Annotated in this window: 21 protein-coding genes; 3 read left to right on the forward strand and 18 right to left on the reverse strand. The window is 62.1% G+C overall.

Annotation, left to right across the window (positions count from 1 at the left end; translation table 11 throughout):
• Positions 1-77 precede the first annotated feature (77 nt).
• Positions 78-1,046 carry a GTP 3',8-cyclase MoaA gene (locus H3H51_RS15260; protein ID WP_183089930.1) on the reverse strand — a complete coding sequence of 323 codons (969 nt, stop codon included), beginning with the start codon at positions 1,044-1,046 and terminating at the stop codon, positions 78-80.
• A gap of 82 nt (positions 1,047-1,128) precedes the next feature.
• Complete coding sequence (locus H3H51_RS15265; RefSeq protein WP_183089931.1) at positions 1,129-1,767, reverse strand: TetR/AcrR family transcriptional regulator; 639 nt, start codon at positions 1,765-1,767, stop codon at positions 1,129-1,131.
• 73 nt (positions 1,768-1,840) lie between these two features.
• Here H3H51_RS15265 and H3H51_RS15270 point away from each other — a divergent pair, with 73 nt between their 5' ends.
• Complete coding sequence (locus H3H51_RS15270) at positions 1,841-2,974, forward strand: aminotransferase class V-fold PLP-dependent enzyme (RefSeq protein WP_183089932.1); 1,134 nt, start codon at positions 1,841-1,843, stop codon at positions 2,972-2,974.
• Between the two features lie 237 nt (positions 2,975-3,211).
• On the opposite strand, the gene H3H51_RS15275 is transcribed toward H3H51_RS15270, so the two are convergent.
• From H3H51_RS15275 to H3H51_RS15335, 13 genes are all read right to left on the reverse strand, one after another.
• Positions 3,212-3,994, reverse strand: coding sequence for a TatD family hydrolase (locus tag H3H51_RS15275; RefSeq protein WP_183089933.1), 783 nt, complete (start codon positions 3,992-3,994; stop codon positions 3,212-3,214).
• A gap of 58 nt (positions 3,995-4,052) precedes the next feature.
• Positions 4,053-4,409, reverse strand: coding sequence for a PilZ domain-containing protein (locus H3H51_RS15280; protein ID WP_043310025.1), 357 nt, complete (start codon positions 4,407-4,409; stop codon positions 4,053-4,055).
• Positions 4,410-4,443: 34 nt separating this feature from the next.
• On the reverse strand, positions 4,444-5,430 hold the full coding sequence (locus H3H51_RS15285; RefSeq protein WP_183089934.1) for a DNA polymerase III subunit delta': 987 nt from the start codon (positions 5,428-5,430) through the stop codon (positions 4,444-4,446).
• Positions 5,423-6,055, reverse strand: coding sequence for a dTMP kinase (gene tmk / locus H3H51_RS15290; protein WP_183089935.1), 633 nt, complete (start codon positions 6,053-6,055; stop codon positions 5,423-5,425). The genes H3H51_RS15285 and tmk overlap by 8 nt, the downstream gene beginning before the upstream one ends.
• Positions 6,052-7,101 carry an endolytic transglycosylase MltG gene (gene mltG, locus H3H51_RS15295; protein ID WP_183089936.1) on the reverse strand — a complete coding sequence of 350 codons (1,050 nt, stop codon included), beginning with the start codon at positions 7,099-7,101 and terminating at the stop codon, positions 6,052-6,054. Before mltG ends, tmk begins: the two co-directional genes overlap by 4 nt.
• Positions 7,102-7,104: 3 nt before the next feature.
• A complete protein-coding gene (gene pabC / locus H3H51_RS15300) occupies positions 7,105-7,920 on the reverse strand; it encodes an aminodeoxychorismate lyase (protein ID WP_183089937.1) in 816 nt (271 codons plus the stop codon).
• The gene (fabF, locus tag H3H51_RS15305) at positions 7,920-9,164 is read right to left on the reverse strand and encodes a beta-ketoacyl-ACP synthase II (RefSeq protein ID WP_183089938.1); all 1,245 of its coding nucleotides are present in this window, start codon (positions 9,162-9,164) and stop codon (positions 7,920-7,922) included. Before fabF ends, pabC begins: the two co-directional genes overlap by 1 nt.
• Before the next feature lie 113 nt (positions 9,165-9,277).
• Complete coding sequence (gene acpP, locus H3H51_RS15310) at positions 9,278-9,511, reverse strand: acyl carrier protein (RefSeq protein WP_160081363.1); 234 nt, start codon at positions 9,509-9,511, stop codon at positions 9,278-9,280.
• Between the two features lie 187 nt (positions 9,512-9,698).
• Positions 9,699-10,442: a 3-oxoacyl-ACP reductase FabG gene (fabG, locus tag H3H51_RS15315; protein ID WP_183089939.1), complete on the reverse strand. Its 744-nt coding sequence runs from the start codon at positions 10,440-10,442 to the stop codon at positions 9,699-9,701.
• A gap of 19 nt (positions 10,443-10,461) precedes the next feature.
• The gene (gene fabD, locus H3H51_RS15320) at positions 10,462-11,397 is read right to left on the reverse strand and encodes an ACP S-malonyltransferase (RefSeq protein ID WP_183089940.1); all 936 of its coding nucleotides are present in this window, start codon (positions 11,395-11,397) and stop codon (positions 10,462-10,464) included.
• A gap of 164 nt (positions 11,398-11,561) precedes the next feature.
• Complete coding sequence (gene plsX / locus H3H51_RS15325) at positions 11,562-12,572, reverse strand: phosphate acyltransferase PlsX (protein WP_183089941.1); 1,011 nt, start codon at positions 12,570-12,572, stop codon at positions 11,562-11,564.
• A gap of 3 nt (positions 12,573-12,575) precedes the next feature.
• Positions 12,576-12,758: a 50S ribosomal protein L32 gene (gene rpmF, locus H3H51_RS15330; RefSeq protein ID WP_003245185.1), complete on the reverse strand. Its 183-nt coding sequence runs from the start codon at positions 12,756-12,758 to the stop codon at positions 12,576-12,578.
• 13 nt (positions 12,759-12,771) lie between these two features.
• Complete coding sequence (locus H3H51_RS15335) at positions 12,772-13,299, reverse strand: YceD family protein (RefSeq protein WP_183089942.1); 528 nt, start codon at positions 13,297-13,299, stop codon at positions 12,772-12,774.
• A 108-nt stretch (positions 13,300-13,407) separates the two neighbouring features.
• Here H3H51_RS15335 and H3H51_RS15340 point away from each other — a divergent pair, with 108 nt between their 5' ends.
• Complete coding sequence (locus tag H3H51_RS15340; RefSeq protein WP_183089943.1) at positions 13,408-13,986, forward strand: Maf family protein; 579 nt, start codon at positions 13,408-13,410, stop codon at positions 13,984-13,986.
• 64 nt (positions 13,987-14,050) lie between these two features.
• On the opposite strand, the gene sppA is transcribed toward H3H51_RS15340, so the two are convergent.
• From sppA to rluC, 3 genes are read right to left on the reverse strand one after another with little or no spacing between them, the layout of a single operon-like run.
• On the reverse strand, positions 14,051-15,031 hold the full coding sequence (gene sppA, locus H3H51_RS15345; protein WP_183089944.1) for a signal peptide peptidase SppA: 981 nt from the start codon (positions 15,029-15,031) through the stop codon (positions 14,051-14,053).
• A complete protein-coding gene (locus H3H51_RS15350; protein WP_183089945.1) occupies positions 15,021-15,716 on the reverse strand; it encodes an HAD-IA family hydrolase in 696 nt (231 codons plus the stop codon). Before H3H51_RS15350 ends, sppA begins: the two co-directional genes overlap by 11 nt.
• Positions 15,709-16,662, reverse strand: coding sequence for a 23S rRNA pseudouridine(955/2504/2580) synthase RluC (gene rluC / locus H3H51_RS15355; RefSeq protein ID WP_183089946.1), 954 nt, complete (start codon positions 16,660-16,662; stop codon positions 15,709-15,711). The genes H3H51_RS15350 and rluC overlap by 8 nt, the downstream gene beginning before the upstream one ends.
• A gap of 566 nt (positions 16,663-17,228) precedes the next feature.
• Here rluC and rne point away from each other — a divergent pair.
• Complete coding sequence (rne, locus tag H3H51_RS15360) at positions 17,229-20,303, forward strand: ribonuclease E (RefSeq protein WP_183089947.1); 3,075 nt, start codon at positions 17,229-17,231, stop codon at positions 20,301-20,303.
• The last annotated feature ends 10 nt before the right edge of the window (positions 20,304-20,313 follow it).

The raw sequence follows: 20,313 nt of genomic DNA on the forward strand, positions 1-20,313 counted from the left end.
CGGATCGCGTTGGGCGAAATCCGGCATGGGAATGGGTTGTGTGCCCGCCCGCGCCATGCGCGCAGCGGGCTCGGTTATCAGCCGCCGATGATCTTCATCACGGTGACGCCGCCGGAAAAGGCCAGGTCCTGCTTGTCGCCCAACGCCCGCACCAGCAAGCGTTGCAGCGCTGGCAGCGCCTGGTGCCGAGGCTTGTCGAGGAGGTCACCGACAAAATGGCGGTTGCTCGACGACAGGCAGCCATGCAGCCAGCCGGTGGACGACAGGCGCAGGCGCGAGCAGGTACGGCAGAACGGCACGCTTTCATTGGCGATCACGCCGAAGAAACCGTGGCCGGGAATCTCGTAGCGCAGCGCGGTGGCATCCAGCGGCGCATCGGCCTGCACGAACTCGTAACGCTCGGCGATGGTCGCCAGCAACTCGTCCATGCCATAGAACTGCTGCTGGAAGCCGCCGCCATCACGGGCCAGGTGGCCCATGCGCATCAGCTCGATGAAGCGCAATTCGAAGCCGCGCTCCAGGCAGTAATCGAGCAGCGGCAAGACCTGATCATGGTTCTGCCCGCGCAGCGGCACCATGTTGATCTTGACCTTGAGCCCGGCCCCCTTCGCCTCTTCCAACCCTTGCAGCACGCTGTCGAGATCGCCACCACGGGCAATGCGCTTGAACGCATCGGGGTCGAGGGTATCCAGGGAGATATTCAGGCGGCGCATGCCACTTTCCACCAGCAGCGGCAGCTTGCGGCTGAGCAGCTGGCCATTGCTGGTCAGGCTGATGTCCTGCAGACCGAGCTGGCTGACTTCACGCAGAAAGGGTTCGAGCTTGGGGCTGACCAATGGCTCGCCACCGGTGATACGCAGGCGCTCGATACCGGCAGCCTCGATCAAATAGGCCACGCCACGCACCATGGCATCGGCGGACAGCTCGTCCTGCGCCGCCACCAGACGCTTGCCGTCGGGTACACAGTAAGTGCAGGCATAGTTGCAGGCGGCGGTCAGGCTGATACGCAGATTGCGGAAACGCCTGCCCTGGCGGTCAACGATCATGGGGCGACTCCGTCAGTGTCTAGACCGGAGTATATGCCCGCCGCCGTCTGCGCAGAATGCATCATTGGCGGGCTGAATGGCATTAGGCTGCCGGAGTATCGCCATCGCGCTTGCGCTTGTTGCCCATGCGTACGCCGATGTCCATGAGGAACTGGAAGAAGCCGTCCTGATCTTCCAGTACGTTGCTCCAGAAGGGCGAGTGGTACAGCGCCACGGCGCCATGTACCAGCGCCCAGGCGGCGCAGTAGTGGAAGTACGGCGGCACGTCTTCAAGCTTGCCGCCCTCGATGCGACCCTCGATCAGGTGCGTCAGGCGCTCGAAGTTGGAGGTGCGGATCTTGTGCAGCTGCTCGACCATGTCCGGGACCTGGTTGCCCTTGACCACTTTCTCTTCCAGGCGATCGAACAGGCGGTAGCGCTGCGGGTCACGCATGCGGAACTCGAAGTAGGCACGGGACAGGGCTTCCTTGTCGCGGGCCACATCTTCGGAGTGGAACAATGCGTTGAGGTCGCTCTCATAGTCGAGCATCAGGCGCAGGTAGATCTCGGCCTTCGACTTGAAGTGCTTGTAGATGGTGCCTTTGCCGATACCGACCGCGTCGGCGATCATCTCGACAGTGACGCTGTCTTCGCCCTGCTCGAGGAACAGCTTGAGCGCGGTGTCGAGAATTTCCTGCTCGCGACGACGAAATTCACGGACTTTGCGGGGTTCTTTGTTCATAACGTGACTACAAGATGAAAATCAGGGCGCATTATTATGCCTGTTCAGCGCCAAATTGCACGGATCATCGCCCATGTCAGCCTTTATTGATGAGTTTCCCCTAGCCCCCGGCCTGCGCTACCTCAACCACGCCGCCGTCGCCCCCTGGCCAAAGCGCGCAGTAGAGGCCGTGCGCGCCTTCGCCGAGGACAACGCCCGCTCTGGCGCCCGTGACTATCCCGGCTGGCTGAAAGTCGAGAAGCGCCTGCGCGAACGCCTGCAGCGTCTGCTCAACGCACCGAGCAGCGCCGATATCGCGCTGGTGAAGAACACCTCGGAAGCGCTGTCGTTCGTCGCCTTCGGCCTCGACTGGAGCGCGGGCGATCAGGTGGTGATCAGCGACGAGGAGTTCCCCTCCAACCGCATCGTCTGGGAGGCGCTCAAGCCACGCGGGGTCGAGGTGATTCAGGTCAACCTTATGGGGGCCGATCCCGAGGCCGCACTGCTGGCCGCCTGCGGGCCACGTACCCGCCTGATGTCGATCAGTGCGGTGCAGTTTGCCAGCGGCTTGCGCCTGGACCTCGAGCGCCTGGGCGCGGGCTGCAAGGCACAAGGCGTGCTGTTCTGCGTGGACGCCATCCAGCAGCTCGGCGCCCAGCCGTTCGACGTGCAGGCCAGCGATTGCGCCTTCGCCATGGCGGACGGGCACAAGTGGATGCTCGGCCCGGAAGGCCTCGGCGTGTTCTATTGCCGCGCCGACCTGCGCCAGGAACTGGCCCTGCACGAATACGGCTGGCACATGCTCGAACATGCCGGCGACTACGACCGCAGTGACTGGCAACCGGCACGCAGCGCCCGTCGCTTCGAGTGCGGTAGCCCGAACATGCTCGGCGCCATGGCACTGGAGGCCAGCCTGTCGCTGCTGGAGGAAGTCGGTATGAATACGGTCGCGGCACGCGTGGAAGAACGCATGCTGCACCTGCAGCAGGGCCTGCAAGGCATCCACGGCGCCAACCTGCACAGCCCGCTGCTGGCAGACCGCCGCGCCGGGATCCTGACCTTCAGCCTGGACGGCTGGGACAATCAGGCGCTGTTTGCGCGCCTCAAGGCCGAACAGGTGATCTGCGCCCAACGTGGCGCCGGCATACGCTTTTCACCGCACTTCTACACGGATCATGCCGTGATCGATCAGACATTGGCCCTGCTAGGCCAGCTGGCACAAGGCTGAGTGCTCAGCAGCGGGTCGGGTATTCCAAATACGTTTAAAAAACCGCTGCAACCAGCCTGGACGATGGGGAAACATAGCCAATACTGGAACTACTGGCGTGCAGCATCTCCCCCCAAGTGCTCCGCCAGTCGAGGTACCGTGGATCGCGTACCTTTGTTTTACTCCTAATGGTCTTGACCCGGATTCATCCCCCAGAACCCGGGTTTTTTTTGCCTGCGATTTGACTAAACCGCGCGCTCAGACCACCCGAGCCAAGGGGAACAGACGCTTGAAATTGGCCGTGGTCTGCTCGGCCAGCGCCTCGAAGCGCTCGCCCCGCACCAGCGCCAGGAACTCGGCCACTTCGCGTACGTACTGCGGCAAGTTGGCCTTGCCGCGATAGGGAATCGGCGCAAGGTATGGGGAATCGGTTTCCACCAGCAGACGGTCAGCAGGTACCTTGCGCGCTACTTCGCGCAGGGCATCGGCGTTGCGGAAGGTGACGATACCGGACAGGGAAATATAGAAACCCAGGTCCAGCGCCGCCTTGGCCATGTCCCAGTCTTCAGTAAAGCAATGCAGCACACCGGCCTGCGGCAGCGCTGCTTCACGCAGCAAGGCCAGGGTGTCGGCACGCGCTTCGCGGGTATGCACGATCACCGGCTTGCCGGTGATTCGCGCGGCGTCCAGATGCAGACGGAAGGACTGCTGCTGCAGCTCTGCCGCTTCCGGTTCGTAGTGATAGTCCAGGCCGGTCTCACCAATCGCCACCACATGCGGGTGGTTCAGCTCATCGAGCAGCCAGTCCAGCACCGGTGCGGCGCCCGGCTCCAGATCAAGCGGGTGAACACCCACCGAGCAATCCACATCGGCGTACTGCTCGGCCAGCCCCTTGACCGCGGCGGCATTGGCCGCGCTGACGCCGATACACAGGAAATGCTGCACACCCCGGCCGCGCGCGGCCTCCAGGGCAGCGTCGAGGGAACCGTTATGTGCCGCCAGATCCAGGCGATCGAGGTGGCAATGAGAGTCAACCAGCATGTGAGTACCACTTAAACGAAAACGCCACCCGTAGGTGGCGCGAGCCGTGGGGCCCGGATTACATGGTGTGGGTCGGGCGATCCGATTTGAGGGCGCCAGCCAGATAGGTTTCGATCTTGTTGCGCGCCGTGTTGTCGCCATCGTTGAACTGCACGCCAACACCCGCAGCACGGTTGCCCTGGGCGCCCTTGGGGGTGATCCACACCACTTTGCCGGCGACCGGAATCTTCTCCGGCTCGTCCATCAGGTTGAGCAGCATGAACACTTCATCACCCAGCTTGTAGCTTTTTGCCGTGGGGATGAACAGGCCGCCATTCCTGATAAAAGGCATATAGGCGGCGTAGAGCACGGACTTGTCCTTGATGGTCAGGGACAGTATTCCGTTACGCGGGCCGAGATTGGGTGGCAGACTCATTCGACATTCCTGACAATCTATCCAATGGCCGATTCTAGCCCGGTCCGGGCAGGCTTGCCCACTGCACCAGCAGGGCTTCGAGAAGCAAAGCACCATTCAGGTTGGCTTTACCCAACACTTTCTGCCGCTGCATCAACAACCAGTCCTGCATGGCCAACACTTTGTGCTGTGGCGCCTTGTCTGCCAGGTACTGCACCACCTTGCGCATGTCGGTCAGGCCCAGGCCATCCTCATCGCGAGTGAGCTGATAACGCAGCATCAACTGGGTCCAGTCGCAGAACCAATCGAACAGCATGATCATCGGCATGGTTTTCCAGGATTCGGCCAGCTGACTGACGCCTGCCTGCTGCTTGAGCAGCTTCTTCACCCCATCGACCACCAGCGCACGTTGCTCGCGCACACCCTGCTGTTGCAGACGACGCGCCGCCAGCGGCGAACCGCCGGCCAGGGTCAGCAACTCACGGCGCTCAGCCTCATCGCTCTCGGGCAAGGCCTGCGCCAGCCAGGTCAGGCTGGCCGCTTCATCCGGTAATGGGCAGGCCTGCTGCACGCAGCGACTCTTCACCGTTGGCAACAGGCGACTGGGCTGATGACTGACCAGTAGCAGCACGGTATTGCCGGCGGGTTCTTCCAGGCTCTTCAGCAGGGCATTGGCAGCGTTGATGTTCATCGCCTCCACCGGCTCCAGCAACACCACCTTGCGTCCGCCAAGCTGGGCGGTCTGCACCACGAAGTTCACCAGCTCACGGACCTGGTCGACCTTGATCGCCTTGTCCGCCTCTTCCGGTTCCAGCACGAAGTTGTCCGGGTGGGTGCCCGCAGCCAACAGGTGGCAGGCCTTGCACTCACCGCAGGCATCCAGGCCATTCGGCCGCTGGCACAACAAGCGCGCCATCAGGCGTTCGGCCAGGGCGCGCTTGCCGATACCGGCCGGGCCATGCAGCAGGTAGGCGTGCGCATGCTGGGTGCGACCCGCCATCTGCTGCCAGAGTCCTTGCTGCCAGGGGTAGGCCTCAGCCACGGCAACGCTCCAATATTTCCGGGAGCAAGGCATCGATGGATTGCTGCACCGCCCCCAAGGATTGGCTGGCATCCAGGATCCGACAGCGGCTGGTTGTTGCCGCGGCGCGCTGCAGGTAGGTCTGGCGCACTGCCTCGAAGAAGCCCTGCCCTTCCTGCTCGAAGCGATCCAGCCGACCACGTGCCGCCGCACGCGCCAAGCCAACTTCCACCGGCAGGTCGAAGACCAGGGTCAGGTCCGGGCGCAAGTCGCCCTGGACGAAACTTTCCAGCGCCGCAATGCGCTCCATCGACAGCCCGCGGCCGCCACCCTGATAGGCATAGGTCGCATCGGTAAAGCGATCGCACAGCACCACCGCGCCCCGCGCCAGTGCCGGGCGAATCACCTCGGCCAAATGCTGGGCACGCGCGGCAAACACCAGCAGCAGCTCGGTATCGGCCGCCATCGCCTCATCGCTGGGCGCCAGCAACAGTTCGCGGATGCGCTCGGCCAGCGGCGTGCCGCCGGGCTCACGAGTCAGCAGGACATCGATGCCCTGCTCGCGCAGGCGCGCGGCGAGGTATTCGCGGTTGGTACTTTTACCGGCCCCTTCCGGGCCCTCGAGGGTAATGAACAGACCGCTCACGGCTTTTCCTTGTCGGGTTTGGGGCTGGAACGGTAATCGCTGCGGCGCTTGAGCTGAAACTCGCGTACCGCGCGGTTGTGCGCATCCAGGCTGTCCGAGAATACATGGCTGCCGTCGCCACGCGCGACGAAGTACAGGCTCTTGCCGTCAACCGGGTGCAGTGCCGCATGGATCGCCTCACGCCCGGCCAAGGCAATCGGGGTCGGCGGCATGCCGTTGATCAGGTAGGTGTTGTAAGGGCTCGGCATCAGCAAATGGCTGCGGGTCAGATTGCCCTTGTAGCTGTCGCCCAGGCCGAAGATAACGGTGGGATCGGTCTGCAGGCGCATGCCGATGCGCAGACGACGGACGAACACCCCGGCGATCTGCCCGCGCTCTTCAGGCACGCCCGTTTCGCGCTCCACCATGGAGGCCATGATCAAGGCGTCGTAGGGCTTGCTGTACGGCAGGTCAGCGGCACGCTGCTGCCATTCCTGATCAAGAATTTGATCGAGGCGCAGCTTGGCTGCCTTTAGCAGCTCAAGGTCCGTCATGCCGCGCACATAGCGGTAGGTATCGGGGAAGAAACGCCCTTCAGGGCTGGCATCCGGCTCGCCGAGCGCGGCCATCAAGGCCTTGTCGTCGAGCGCGGGCAGGTTTTGCTGCAGGGCCTCCTGGCGCGCCAGGGCGATGCGGACCTGGCGGAAGTTCCAGCCTTCCACCAGGGTCAGGCTGTACTGCACCACTTCACCCCGCTGCCAGAGACCCAGCACATCGCGGGCCGTCAGTTGAGGGGTCAGTCGGTATTCGCCGCTGTGCAAGGGCTGGCCAGGCAGATTGAAGCGCCAGTACAACCGCAACCAGAGCGCACCATCCAGCACACCGTCAGTCTGCAGACGGTTGAGCACCCCGCTGGGCGTATCGCCGGGTACCACTTCGATCAGGCGCTCAGCAGAGAGCTGCAACGGCTGCTCCAGCGCAACATGCAGCCGCCAGGCTGCGACGGCCAACGCCAGCACAGCCAGGAGCAGGCCGACAGCGAGCAGCAGCAATAACTTGCGAATCACGAATCAGGAATCCAGAAGGCTGCGGATAAGGGCCTGCAGTTTACGGGTCAACGGCCCCACCGACCAGTCGCGCCCCTGCAACTCACGCACCGGCCAGATACCGTAGAGGCTGTTGCACAGGAACACTTCATCGGCCGCCAGCAGCTCTGCGTGGGTGATATCACGCACCTGCACGGCGATGCCCGCCTCGCTCGCGCGCTGCAACAGCTCCGCACGCATCACCCCCGCCACGCCGCAGCGCGACAGATCAGCCGTCAGCAGCACGCCATCACGAACCAGGAACAGGTTGCTGAATACAGCCTCGATCACCCGCCCACTGCTGTCGCACATCAGCCCTTCGGCATAGGCAGGATCCTGCCATTCGCCACGGGCCAGCACCTGTTCCAGGCGATTGAGGTGCTTGAGCCCCGCCAGCAGCGGCTGCTCGGCCAAACGAGTGGCGCAGGGAAACAGCCGCACCCCCTGCACTGCGTTATCAACGGGATAGGCTGGCGCTGGGTTACCCAGAAGAATACGCCGAGGCTGTGCAGCGTCGGGCATTGCGTAGCCACGCAGCCCCTCGCCACGGGTGACGATCAGTTTGGCCACGCCCTCGCCCAGTTCGCCGCTGAACGCGAGCAACTCCGCCTCCAGCGCAGACAGGTCGAGCGCAATGCGCAAACGCTGCAGCCCTTCCTGCAAGCGCGTCAGGTGACGCGCCAGCAGGCGCGGTTTGCCATGGCGCACGGAAAGGGTTTCGAACAGGCCGTCACCATAGGCCAGGCCGCGATCAAGGATCGACAGCTGCCCGGCCGGACGGCCGTCGACCCAGCTCAGCATCAGCCGGCGAACCGGCTGAATACCAGAGAGCCGTTGGTGCCGCCAAAGCCGAAGGAGTTGGACAGCACCGCGTCGATGGCCATGGCCTTGGCCTGGTTCGGCACGAAGTCGAGGTCGCAGCCTTCGTCCGGCTCATCGAGGTTGATGGTCGGCGGCGCCACCTGGTCGCGCAGGGCCAGCACGCTGAAGATCGCCTCTACCGCACCGGCAGCGCCGAGCAGGTGGCCGGTCATCGACTTGGTCGAGCTGACCGACAGCCTGTACGCCTGCTCGCCGAACACCGACTTCACGGCTGCCGCCTCGGCCTTGTCGCCCGCCGAGGTCGAGGTGCCATGGGCATTGATGTACTGCACCTGGTCCGCATTGAGGCCCGCATCACGCAGGGCATTCTTCATGCAGCGCGCGGCACCGGCGCCGTCTTCGGGCGGCGAAGTCATGTGGTAGGCGTCGCCACTCATGCCGAAACCGATCAGCTCGGCATAGATGGTCGCGCCGCGTGCCTTGGCGTGTTCCAACTCCTCCAGCACCAGGGCACCGGCACCATCGGACAACACGAAGCCATCACGGCCCTTGTCCCACGGCCGGCTGGCGCGGGTCGGGTCGTCATTGCGCGTGGACAATGCCCGCGCCGCACCGAAACCGCCCATGCCCAGGCCGCTGGTGGCCATTTCGGCACCGCCGGCAATCATCACGTCCGCTTCGCCGTAAGCGATGTTGCGCGCAGCCATGCCAATGCAATGCGTGCCGGTGGTGCACGCGGTGGCGATGGCGTAGTTGGGCCCCTGCAGCCCCAGGTGGATCGACAGGAACCCGGAAATCATGTTGATGATCGAGCCGGGCACGAAGAACGGCGAAATGCGCCGCGGCCCTTGCTCGAACAGCGATTTGCAGTTGTTCTCGATATTGGTCAGGCCGCCGATGCCGGAGCCCATAGCCACACCGATACGCTCGCGGTTCGCGTCGGTGACTTCCAGGCCGGAATCACGCATGGCCTGAAAACTGGCCGCCAGACCATATTGAATGAACAGATCGAGCTTGCGCGCTTCCTTGGCCGAGAGGTAATCCTCGACGTTGAAGCCTTTGACCGAGCCGCCAAAACGCGTGGAATAGGCGGAAAGGTCCATATGCTCGATCAGGTTGATGCCACTGCGACCGGCCAGGATGCCCTGCCAGCTACTCGCCACATCAACGCCCAACGGCGACAGCATGCCCATACCGGTAACCACTACGCGTCTACGCGACACAGCGAAATCCTCTTGTTTTGTTTGAAACGCTACCACCCACTAAAGAAAAACCGCACGCCTCGCTAGAGGCAGTGCGGTTTCTCCTGGTCCGAAAACCGTCGATTACTGATCAATCAGCCGTGGGCGTTGATGTAGTCGATGGCTTCCTGAACGGTGGTGATCTTCTCAGCTTGCTCGTCCGGAATCTCGGTCTCGAATTCCTCTTCCAGAGCCATCACCAGCTCAACGGTGTCAAGGGAGTCGGCGCCCAGGTCTTCTACGAAGGAAGCGCTGTTGGTGACTTCATCTTCTTTAACGCCCAGTTGCTCGGCGACGATTTTCTTGACGCGTTCTTCGATGGTGCTCATGTCTTGTTTTCACTCCTATGGAAAAAATCCGTGCAGCTGAGCCGCAGTGTATAGAAAGGGTTTTCTAACTTTCAAGCCAAACGCCTGACCCTTCTGGAACAGTTCACGTCGCTGTCTACGGCCAGTTGCACTTTTGTAACGACTTTAGACAGGTTTTATGACAGTTTCCTGAAGGCTCGAGTCACATTCAGCTCATGTACATGCCGCCATTCACCGGTACGGTAGCACCTGTGACGTAGGCTGCGCCGTCGGAGGCCAGGAAGCCAACTACTTTGGCAATTTCTTCCGCCTGCCCCAGGCGCCCCAGAGGAATCTGGGTCAGCAGTGCTTCACGCTGGGCTTCCGGCAGCTCGCGGGTCATGTCGGTATCGATGAAGCCTGGCGCCACCGAATTCACGGTGATCGAGCGCGAGCCGACTTCACGCGCGAGGGCGCGACTGAAGCCTTCCAGCCCGGCCTTGGCCGCCGCGTAGTTGACCTGCCCGGCATTGCCCATGGCACCGACCACCGAACCGATGCTGATAATGCGCCCCCAGCGCGCCTTGGTCATGCCACGCAGCACAGCCTTGGACAGACGGAACAGGCTATTGAGGTTGGTATTGATCACATCGGACCATTCCTCGTCCTTCATTCGCAGCATCAGGTTGTCGCGGGTGATGCCGGCGTTATTGACTAGGATCGCCACGCTGCCGAAATCCTTCTGGATCTGCTCCAGCACACTGCTGACCGATTCATTGTCGCTGACGTCCAGCACCAGCCCGGCACCCTGAATGCCATTGGCCTTCAACGCCTCGCCGATACGCTCGGCGCCAGCCGCGGAAGTGGCCGTGCCGATGACCAGCGCACCCTGACGACCCAGCTCGAAAGCGATCGCCTGGCCGATGCCACGGCTAGCGCCCGTTACCAATGCAACCTTACCTTGCAGACTCATGTGCTCTCTCCTTGCCAGATCAGACCAGGGCCGCACGAGCCGCTGCAAAAGCGTCCGCACTGTCCAGATTGTGAGTAGTGATGCCTTTCACGCAGCGCTTGTTCAAACCAGCCAGCACCTTGCCCGGGCCGCATTCGACCAGCTCTGTAACGCCTTGCGCCGCCAGGAACTGCACGCTTTCCACCCAGCGCACCGGACTGTACAGCTGCGCCAGCAAATCACGCTTGAGGGTATCCAGGTCAGCAGGTACCGCCGCACTGACGTTCTGCACCAGGGAAATACTCGGCATGCTCCAATTCAGCGCAGCCACGGACTCGGCGAACTTCTCCGCCGCCGGACGCATCAGCGCACAATGCGACGGTACGCTGACCGGCAGCGGCATGGCACGCTTGGCGCCACGGGCCTTGCAGGCCTCGATCGCACGCTCGACAGCAGCCGCACCGCCGGCAATTACCACTTGGCCCGGTGCGTTGAAGTTCACCGCACTGACCACTTCGCCATTGGCCGCTTCGGCGCAGGCGTCCAGTACATCGGCGTCCTCCAGACCGAGAATCGCCGCCATGCCACCCTGCCCTGCTGGTACGGCTTGTTGCATCAACTGACCACGCAATTCGACCAGTTTGACTGCCTCGGTGAGACTCAGACTGCCGGCAGCCACCAGCGCCGAATACTCACCCAGGCTGTGCCCGGCGACGAAAGCCGGCTGTGCACCACTATCAGCCAGCCACTGACGCCACAACGCGATGGAAGCCGTGAGAATGGCCGGCTGCGTCTTGTCCGTCTGATTCAAACGCTCTTCCGGCCCCTGCTGAGTCAGCGCCCACAGGTCATAACCAAGCGCTTCGGAGGCTTCGCCAAAGGTATCCAGAACCCGTTGCTGCTGAGCGTGCTCGGCCAGCATGCCGAGCGACTGCGAACCTTGGCCGGGAAAGACAAATGCGAGGGAGGTGGGCATCAAAACATTCCCTTATCAATGAGTTGGCTGGCGCGACAGCGCCAGACTGTGGAACTGCACATTGGATGACACGGAAAAACCTGCGGTCACAGTGCGGAGCAATCTCGGCTTGGAACCAGCGAAATCAATAGGGTTCAGCGGGCAGGACATGCGCCCCATCTTATTTAGAGAAGAAGGTCTTCCAAACGACCGTGCAGGCGCTGCGGCAGATTTTCGCGCACCTCGACCAGCGCACGACGAATGGCGCTCTGGAAGCCCTCGACGCCAGCCGCACCATGGCTTTTCACCACAATGCCCTGCAAACCGAGAAAGCTGGCACCGTTGTGCCGCGCGGGCGCCAGGTCACTGCGCAGACGCCGCAGCAGCGGCAATGCCATGCTGCCAACCAGGCGCGCCGCCAGACCGTCATTGAACAGTGCTTCGATACGCGCCAGGATCATCGACGCCAGGCCTTCGCTGGACTTGAGCAGGATGTTGCCGACAAAACCGTCGCACACCACCACATCTGCTTCACCGCGATACAGGCCGTCACCCTCGATAAAACCGGTGTAATTCAGCCCCTGCGCCTGCTGCAGGAGGCTGGCGGCCAGCTTGACCTGCTGATTGCCTTTGATTTCTTCCATGCCGACATTCAGCAGCGCCACGCGCGGTCGCACTACACCCAGCGCCTCGGCAGCCACGGAACCCATGACAGCAAACTGATAGAGGTGCTCGGCGCTGCAATCGACATTGGCACCCAGATCGAGCAAATGGCATACGCCTTTCGCGGTCGGCACGGCACTGACCATCGCCGGCCGATCGATTCCCGGCAAGGTTTTCAGCACATAACGGGAAAGCGCCATCAACGCACCGGTGTTGCCGGCACTGACACACGCCTGCGCCCGACCACTGCGCACCAGCTCGAGCGCTACACGCATCGACGCATCAGGTTTGCCACGCAAGGCTTGGGAAGGACGCTCGTCCATGCCGATGACTTCACTGGCGTGCTCAACGCGCAGGCGTGCGCGATCGACACCCGGGTGGCGGGCAATCAGTTCTTCGAGAATGGGGGCTTGGCCGACAAGGACCAGGTGCAGCGAGGGGAACTCAGCCAGACAGGCGACGCTGGCTGGAACAATGCAGTGGGGACCGAAGTCCCCACCCATTGCATCAATCGCGATCAGCGGAGCGGACAAGGATTACTCGTCAGCGCCCTTGTCGATCACTTTACGACCACGGTATACGCCTTCTGGCGAAACGTGGTGGCGCAGGTGAACTTCACCGGTGCTCTTCTCGACGGACAGGGTGCTGGCCTCGAGAGCATCGTGGGAACGACGCATGTCGCGGGCAGAGCGGGATTTTTTGTTCTGCTGAACAGCCATAACTGATTAACTCCTAAACGTTTGGGTCACGCTTTAACTGCGCCAAAACACTGAACGGGTTGGACCGCGGTACCTCGTCCTCGCTCGACTCGGGCTCTTCGAGACCGGCCGGCTGCTGGCAATCTTCATGGGCATGGGCCGGAATGATGGGCAGAGCGAGCAACAGCTCATCTTCGACCAACGCCAGCAGATCCAATGGATCCTCACCCACTTCCAGCACGTCATAGCCCTTGGGCAGCGACTGGGTATCCGCACCTTCCTTCACCACAGCGTAATCACACTCGCTTTGGATCGGCAGGACGACCAGTTCCAGACAACGCTGGCAAATCATCTTGACCTCAACCCGCAGCTCGCTATGAATACTCACAGCGCGGCGCTCACCACGTACGAAGTCCAGCTTCGCATGCACCGTACCGACATTATCTGTCAGCGGGTCGCACAGACGCTCCAAACTTGCCAGCGGTATCACCCCCTCAAGGGTCACACCACGATCGGCCAGTTTGCGCGGATCAACGTGAGGTGGAATCGGTCCGTTCAACATAGGCGCGACATTCTAGGGATGCACCCTACCCCTGTCAAAGGAAATTCCGGACTGTCCGTCGCCTGGCGCAGCCACTAGAATTTCGCACCACTCAATCAGGAGACACCCATGCAGCCTCTGGTGCTTGCATCGAGCTCGCCCTACCGCCGAGAGCTGCTGACGCGCCTGCGCCAGCCCTTCACCTGGAGCGCGCCTGCAGTCGACGAAACCCCACACCCCGGCGAAAACGCTGAAAACCTGGTACGCCGCCTGGCCGAAAGCAAGGCACGCGCCCTCTCAGAAGCACATCCGCACCACCTGATCATCGGCTCCGACCAGGTCGCAGTGCTTGGCGAGCAGATCCTCGGCAAACCCCATGACTTTACCCGCGCCCACCGCCAACTAGTGGCCGCCAGCGGTACCAGCGTGACCTTTATTACCGGACTGGCCGTACTCAATAGCGCCACTGGTGACTGCCAGATCGACGCCATTCCGTTCACCGTACATTTTCGCCAACTGAGCGACGAACAGATCAACCGCTACCTCGAAGCCGAACAACCCTACGACTGCGCCGGCAGCTTCAAGGCCGAAGGCCTGGGCGTGAGCCTGTTCCGCGCCACCGAGGGCGAGGACGCCACCAGCCTGGTCGGCCTACCATTGATCCGCCTGGTCAGCATGCTCAACAATCAGGGAGTCAGCATCCCTTGAGCCACATACCCATATAAATGAAGAAGCCCGGAAAATCCGGGCTTCTTTTCTCAGCTATCCAACGTTAACGCAGCGACGGCCCCTGGAAGCCCATCCAGATCGACATACGCTCAGCCACACTAGTGCCGAGCTTCTTGGCGAAACGATCCAGCGGATTGTCCTGGCGGGTGTAGTCGACGATTTCTTTGGCGCCGATCACTTCCCTCGCCACATAGCTAGCACTGCCCAGCGCATCGACCAACCCCAACCCCAGTGCCTGCTCACCCGACCAGATGAGGCCGGAAAACAATTCAGGATGCTCGGCAGATTTCAACCGATCACCACGCCCCTTCTTCACGCTGTCGATGAACTGCTTATGGGTGGTTTCCAGCACGCCTTGCCAGAACTGGGTTTCCTCCGCCTTCTGCGGCTGGAACGGATCAAGAAAGGCCTTGTGCGCCCCCGAGGTATAGACCCGGCGATCGACACCCACCTTTTCCATCACCCCAACGAAACCAAAAGTCGCCGCCGTCACACCAATGGAACCCACCAAACTGGCCTTGTCGGCATAGATCTGGTCAGCCGCACTGGCGATGTAATAGGCACCGGAAGCCCCCAGATCCGTGATTACCGCATAGACCTTCACATCCGGATGCTCGCCGCGCAGGCGTTTGATCTCGTCGTAGATATAGCCGGACTGCACTGGACTGCCGCCAGGACTGTTGATGCGCAGCACCACGCCCTTGGTTTTCTCGTCTTCGAAGGCGGCACGCAAACTGCCGACGACATTGTCGGCACTGGCATTTTCGTCTGCCATGATCATGCCTTTGACCTCGATCAGCGCCGTATGCTCAGAGCCCGCCGCGGCACTCTTCTTCAGATCAAGACCTGGCATGAACAGCGCCAGCGCGCCAAACAGGTAAACAAACGTCAGCAGCTTGAAAAATATCCCCCAGCGCCGCGAACTCCGCTGCTCGTGCACGCTCGCCAGCAGCGTTTTCTCCAGCAACTTCCAGCTCTTGTCATCGCCACTAGCAGCGCCCGACACCTTGCCTTCATCCGACATACTCGCCCACCTTGATGGCCTTTTCATGTACGCGCGACCCAAGCCAGGCGCGCAATTCGGAAAACTCATTGATAGCCAGCTTCGGGCCATGCACCTTGAGACTGTCTAGCGACTGCGCCCCAAAACCGACCGCAACCGAATCCATCCCTGCGTTGCGCGCCATCTGCAAATCGAAGACCGAGTCACCCACCATCAGCGCCTGCTCGGGCGCCAAATGAAAATGCGCCAGAATCTCCTGCAGCATCAGCGGATGCGGCTTGCTTGCCGTTTCATCGGCGCAGCGGGTGATATCGAAATAATCCAGCCAACCCCGCCCCTGCAGCACGCGCTGTAGGCCATGCCGACTTTTTCCGGTAGCCACCGCCAGCTGATAGCCCTGAGCACGAAACGCCTCAAGCGACTCGGCAACACCCAAAAACAACGGCGAAGGCTCACTTTCCAGCTGCAGGTACTGCTCGCTGTAGGCACACAGAAACCGCTCGTTCAATAACGGATCATCGATATCGGGATAAAGCTGCGCAATCGCTTCCGGCAATGCCAGCCCGATGATGCCCTTGACCAACTCATCATCAAGTCGCGACAAGCCACAAACATCGGCCGCCAGGTGCATGGCCTCGACAATACGACCGATGGAGTTCACCAACGTGCCATCCCAATCGAAGATCAGCAGACGATAGTCACGCACCCAAACGCTCCAGGGTCCGCGCCCACATCTCATCGACCGGCGCCTCGACCTGCAACACCTGCCCATCCGGCAGCGTGATCTTCAGGGCATAGGCGTGCAAAAACAGGCGCTTGCCACCCAGGTCGCGCATTTCGCGGGAAAAATCGTCATCGCCGTACTTGCTGTCGCCGGCAATCGAATGGCCGGCATGCATGGCGTGCACACGAATCTGATGGGTACGCCCGGTGATCGGACTGGCCTCGATCAGGGTGGCGAACTCGCCAAAGCGGCGCAGCACGCGAAATTCGGTGAGCGCCTCCTTGCCCTCCGGATTCACCTCAACCATGCGCTCACCCGAACGCAGATTGCTTTTCAGCAATGGCGCACTGATGCGCTTCTTCGATGTAGGCCAATTGCCACGCACCAGCGCCATGTAGCGCTTGTCTACACCATCGCCGCGCAGCGCCTCGTGCAGGTGACGCAACATGCTGCGCTTCTTGGCGATCATCAGCAGGCCGGAGGTGTCGCGATCGATGCGGTGTACCAGCTCGATATCCTTGCAATCCGGGCGCAACTGGCGAAAGGCCTCGATCACCCCGTAATTGAGACCGCTACCGCCATGCACGGCAATACCGGCCGGCTTGTTCAGCACGATCAGCGCCTTGTCCTCGAAAACGATGGCCGCCTCGAGACGCTCGAGCAGCCCCTGCGCCAACGGCTCCGGCTCGTCACGCTCAGCCAAGCGCAGCGGCGGAACCCGCACGATGTCACCCGCCTGCAATTTGTACTCAGGCTTGATCCGCCCCTTGTTAACCCGCACCTCACCCTTGCGCAGGATGCGATAGATCAGGGTTTTCGGAACGCCCTTGAGCTGAGTGCGCAAAAAATTGTCGATGCGCTGGCCGGCAAGCTCCGGCGCAACCTCAAGCAGCTGGACGCCGGAGGTTGGAGAATTGTCAGTAGTCATGCTGGCGATCATAACAATTTTTTATGGAATTGAAGCACTTAATCATTACTGATATAGTCGCGAACGCCGCCAAAAGCGGCCCGGTCAGTGGATGATCAACAACACAGCCATCCCTGCCGAGCGCAACCCTTTCAGGACGTGAGGCCGTCCGACGTGACCTTCGCCGCACTAGAGCGCGAAGAGCCCCGAAATCAAAGCCTTGAGCCATAGACGCGCAAGCCTCCCAAGGTAGCTTGCGGTAAATGCTAACCCGCTGCGGATTCTGCGAGCGGCACCCGATTTTAGCGATACGTGTAGGGTGGAGATGCACAACCGTCGGACTGCGTAGCAACAAAGCTTTCTCAGACGCTTCATTATCGTCCGCAGCGATTGGTTGATTCCTCCCCTGACTGAGTGCTTCTGTCACCACAGCAAGCAGGAGCGTCGTCGCGGCCCAGGCCCCATTGGCCAAAGGTTGCTAGACACTGGAATGATTTACGCCCATTCCTGACGCGCCCTGACACCGACCGTGAGAGTCGTGTGTGCCAACCGCCGTTTCCGGCAGCACCGGAAACCATTGGTACAACATGAAAAGAATGCTGATCAACGCAACTCAACCTGAAGAGTTGCGTGTAGCCTTGGTAGACGGCCAGAAACTCTACGACCTGGACATCGAGTCCGGCGCCCGTGAGCAGAAAAAGGCCAACATCTATAAAGGTCGCATCACCCGCGTCGAGCCGAGCCTCGAAGCGGCTTTTGTCGACTTCGGCGCCGAGCGCCACGGCTTCCTGCCGCTGAAAGAAATCTCCCGCGAATACTTCAGCAAGTCGCCCGAAGGCGGCCGCGTCAACATCAAGGAAGTGCTCAAGGAAGGCCAGGAAGTCATCGTCCAGGTCGAGAAGGAAGAACGTGGCAACAAGGGCGCCGCCCTCACCACCTTCATCAGCCTCGCCGGCCGCTACCTGGTGCTGATGCCGAACAACCCGCGTGCTGGCGGCATCTCCCGCCGCATTGAAGGCGAAGAGCGCAACGAACTGCGTGAAGCCCTGAACGGCCTCAACGCCCCGGGCGATATGGGCCTGATCGTGCGCACCGCCGGCCTCGGCCGCTCCAGCGACGAACTGCAGCTCGACCTCGATTACCTGGTTCAACTGTGGACTGCGATCAAGGACGCCTCGCAGGATCGCGCTGCGCCATTCCTGATCTATCAGGAATCCAACGTTATCATCCGCGCCATCCGCGACTACCTGCGCCAGGACATCGGCGAAGTGCTGGTCGACAGCGTCGAAGCCCAGGAAGAAGCCCTGTCCTTCATCCAGCAGGTGATGCCGCAGTACGCCAGCAAGATCAAGCTGTATGAAGACAGCGTGCCGCTGTTCAACCGCTTCCAGATCGAAAGCCAGATCGAAACCGCCTTCCAGCGCGAAGTGAAACTGCCGTCCGGCGGTTCCATCGTCATCGACCCGACCGAAGCCCTGGTGTCCATCGACATCAACTCGGCGCGTGCGACCAAAGGCGGCGACATCGAAGAAACCGCCCTGCAGACCAACCTGGAAGCGGCCGAAGAAATCGCCCGTCAGCTGCGCCTGCGCGACATCGGCGGCCTGATCGTGATTGACTTCATCGACATGACCCCAGCCAAGAACCAGCGCGCCGTGGAAGAGAAAGTCCGCGAAGCCCTGGAAGCCGACCGCGCCCGCGTTCAGGTCGGCCGCATCTCGCGCTTCGGCCTGCTGGAAATGTCCCGCCAGCGCCTGCGTCCGTCCCTGGGTGAAACCAGCGGCATCGTCTGCCCGCGCTGCAACGGCCAAGGCATCATCCGCGACGTCGAATCGCTGTCGCTGGCGATCCTGCGCCTGATCGAAGAAGAAGCCCTGAAGGACCGCACTGCCGAAGTCCGCGCCCAGGTGCCGATCCCGGTTGCTGCGTTCCTGCTCAACGAGAAGCGCAACAGCATCACCAAGATCGAGCTGCGCACCCGCGCTCGCATCATCATCCTGCCGACCGATCATCTGGAGACCCCGCACTTCGAAGTGCAGCGTCTGCGCGATGACAGCCCGGAAGTGATGACCGGCCAACCCAGCTACGAGATGACCCCGGCCGAAGTCGAAGACGCCCAGCCGGCAGCTGCTACCCGCACCTTGGTGCGTCAGGAAGCTGCGCTGAAAACCACGCCGCAACGCACTGCCGCCCCGACTCCGGCCGCCCCGCTCACCCCGAGCGTGACGACTGCCGAGCCAAGTCTGTTCAAAGGCCTGGTCAAGTCGCTGGTCAGCCTGTTCGCCAGCAAGGAAGAAGTGGCACCGGTTATCGAAGAGAAGCCGGCCGAGCGCAAACCACGCAGCGACGAGCAGCGTCGTGGCGGCCGTCCGCAGAACCGTCGTGATGGCAACCGTGGCAACCGCGGCAGCCGTGACGAAGAGCGCAAACCACGTGAAGAGCGCCAGCCGCGCGAAGCCCGTGAACCGCGCGAGCCTCGTGAAGAACGCCAACCGCGCGAAGTGCGTGAGCCCCGCGAGCCGCGTGAAGAGCGTCAACCACGCGAAGCCCGCGAGCCTCGTGAAGCCCGCGAAGGCCAGGAGCCACGCCGCGAGCGTCAGCCACGTGAAGCCCGTGAGCCGCGTGAAGAGCGCCGCCCACGCGAACTGCGCGAGCCGCTGGACGCCAATGCCAACGCCGCTGTCACTGACGAAGCCCGCAGCGAACAGCCGCGCAGCGAAGAACGTGCCGAGCGCAAGCCACGTGAAGAGCGCCAACCGCGCCCGCCGCGTGAAGAGCGCCAGCCGCGTGCCGAACAGGCCGCTGCCGTAGTCGAAGAAGAAGTGCTGGAAAACGGCGAGCAGCTCGATGATGGCCAGGAAGGTGAAGGCGGCGATCGTCCGCGTCGTCGCTCCCGTGGTCAGCGTCGCCGCAGCAACCGTCGCGAGCGTCAGCGTGATGCTGATGGCAACCTGATCGAAGGCAGCGAAAGCGAAGAAGGTGCCGAAGAAGGTACTGAAGCCGCTGTCGCCGTGACTGCTGCCATTGCAACTGCGCTGGTCAGCGAAGAAACTGCACCGTCCAGCGAGCAGCCGCGCGAAGTCGAGGCAATTGCCCCGGCCGTCGAAAGCCACAGCGAAGTTGCTGAAGCCGTCGTGGAAACTGCCGTAGCAGTCGAAGCGCCAGCCGTGGTTGTCGAAGCTCCCGTGCAAACTGAAGCCCCGGCTGAAGTAGCCGTGGTAGAAGTCGCCACAGTGGAAGCCGCCCCCGTGGTTGCTGAAGCCGCAGCGGTCAGCGTCGCAGTCGAAGAAGCTGCACCCGTCGTCGCCGAAGTGCCTGCCGAAGCAGCCACCCCGGTAGTCAGCGGTGGCCGTGCTCCGAACGATCCGCGTGAAGTGCGTCGCCGTCAGCGCGAAGCCGAGCGCCTGGCCGCCGAATCTGCTGCCGCCCCGCAAGCACCTGTCGCCGCCGCGGTAGAAGCTGAAGTGGCCCCGGTCGTAGTCGACGAGCCTGTAGTGGTCGAAGCCGCGGTTGTCGAAGCCGCTGCACCAGCCGCCGAAGCCGAGCAAAGCGAAGCTGCCCCGGTAGCCGCCGAAGCCGAACCTGCGGTCGAGCAAGATGCCGCACCGGCTGAAGACGCTGCTCAGCAACAGGATGCGGAAGAGGTCAAACCGCAAGCCTGAAGTTGAGGCG

It is taken from the genome of Aquipseudomonas ullengensis (assembly GCF_014174475.1).
Lineage (GTDB): Bacteria > Pseudomonadota > Gammaproteobacteria > Pseudomonadales > Pseudomonadaceae > Aquipseudomonas > Aquipseudomonas ullengensis.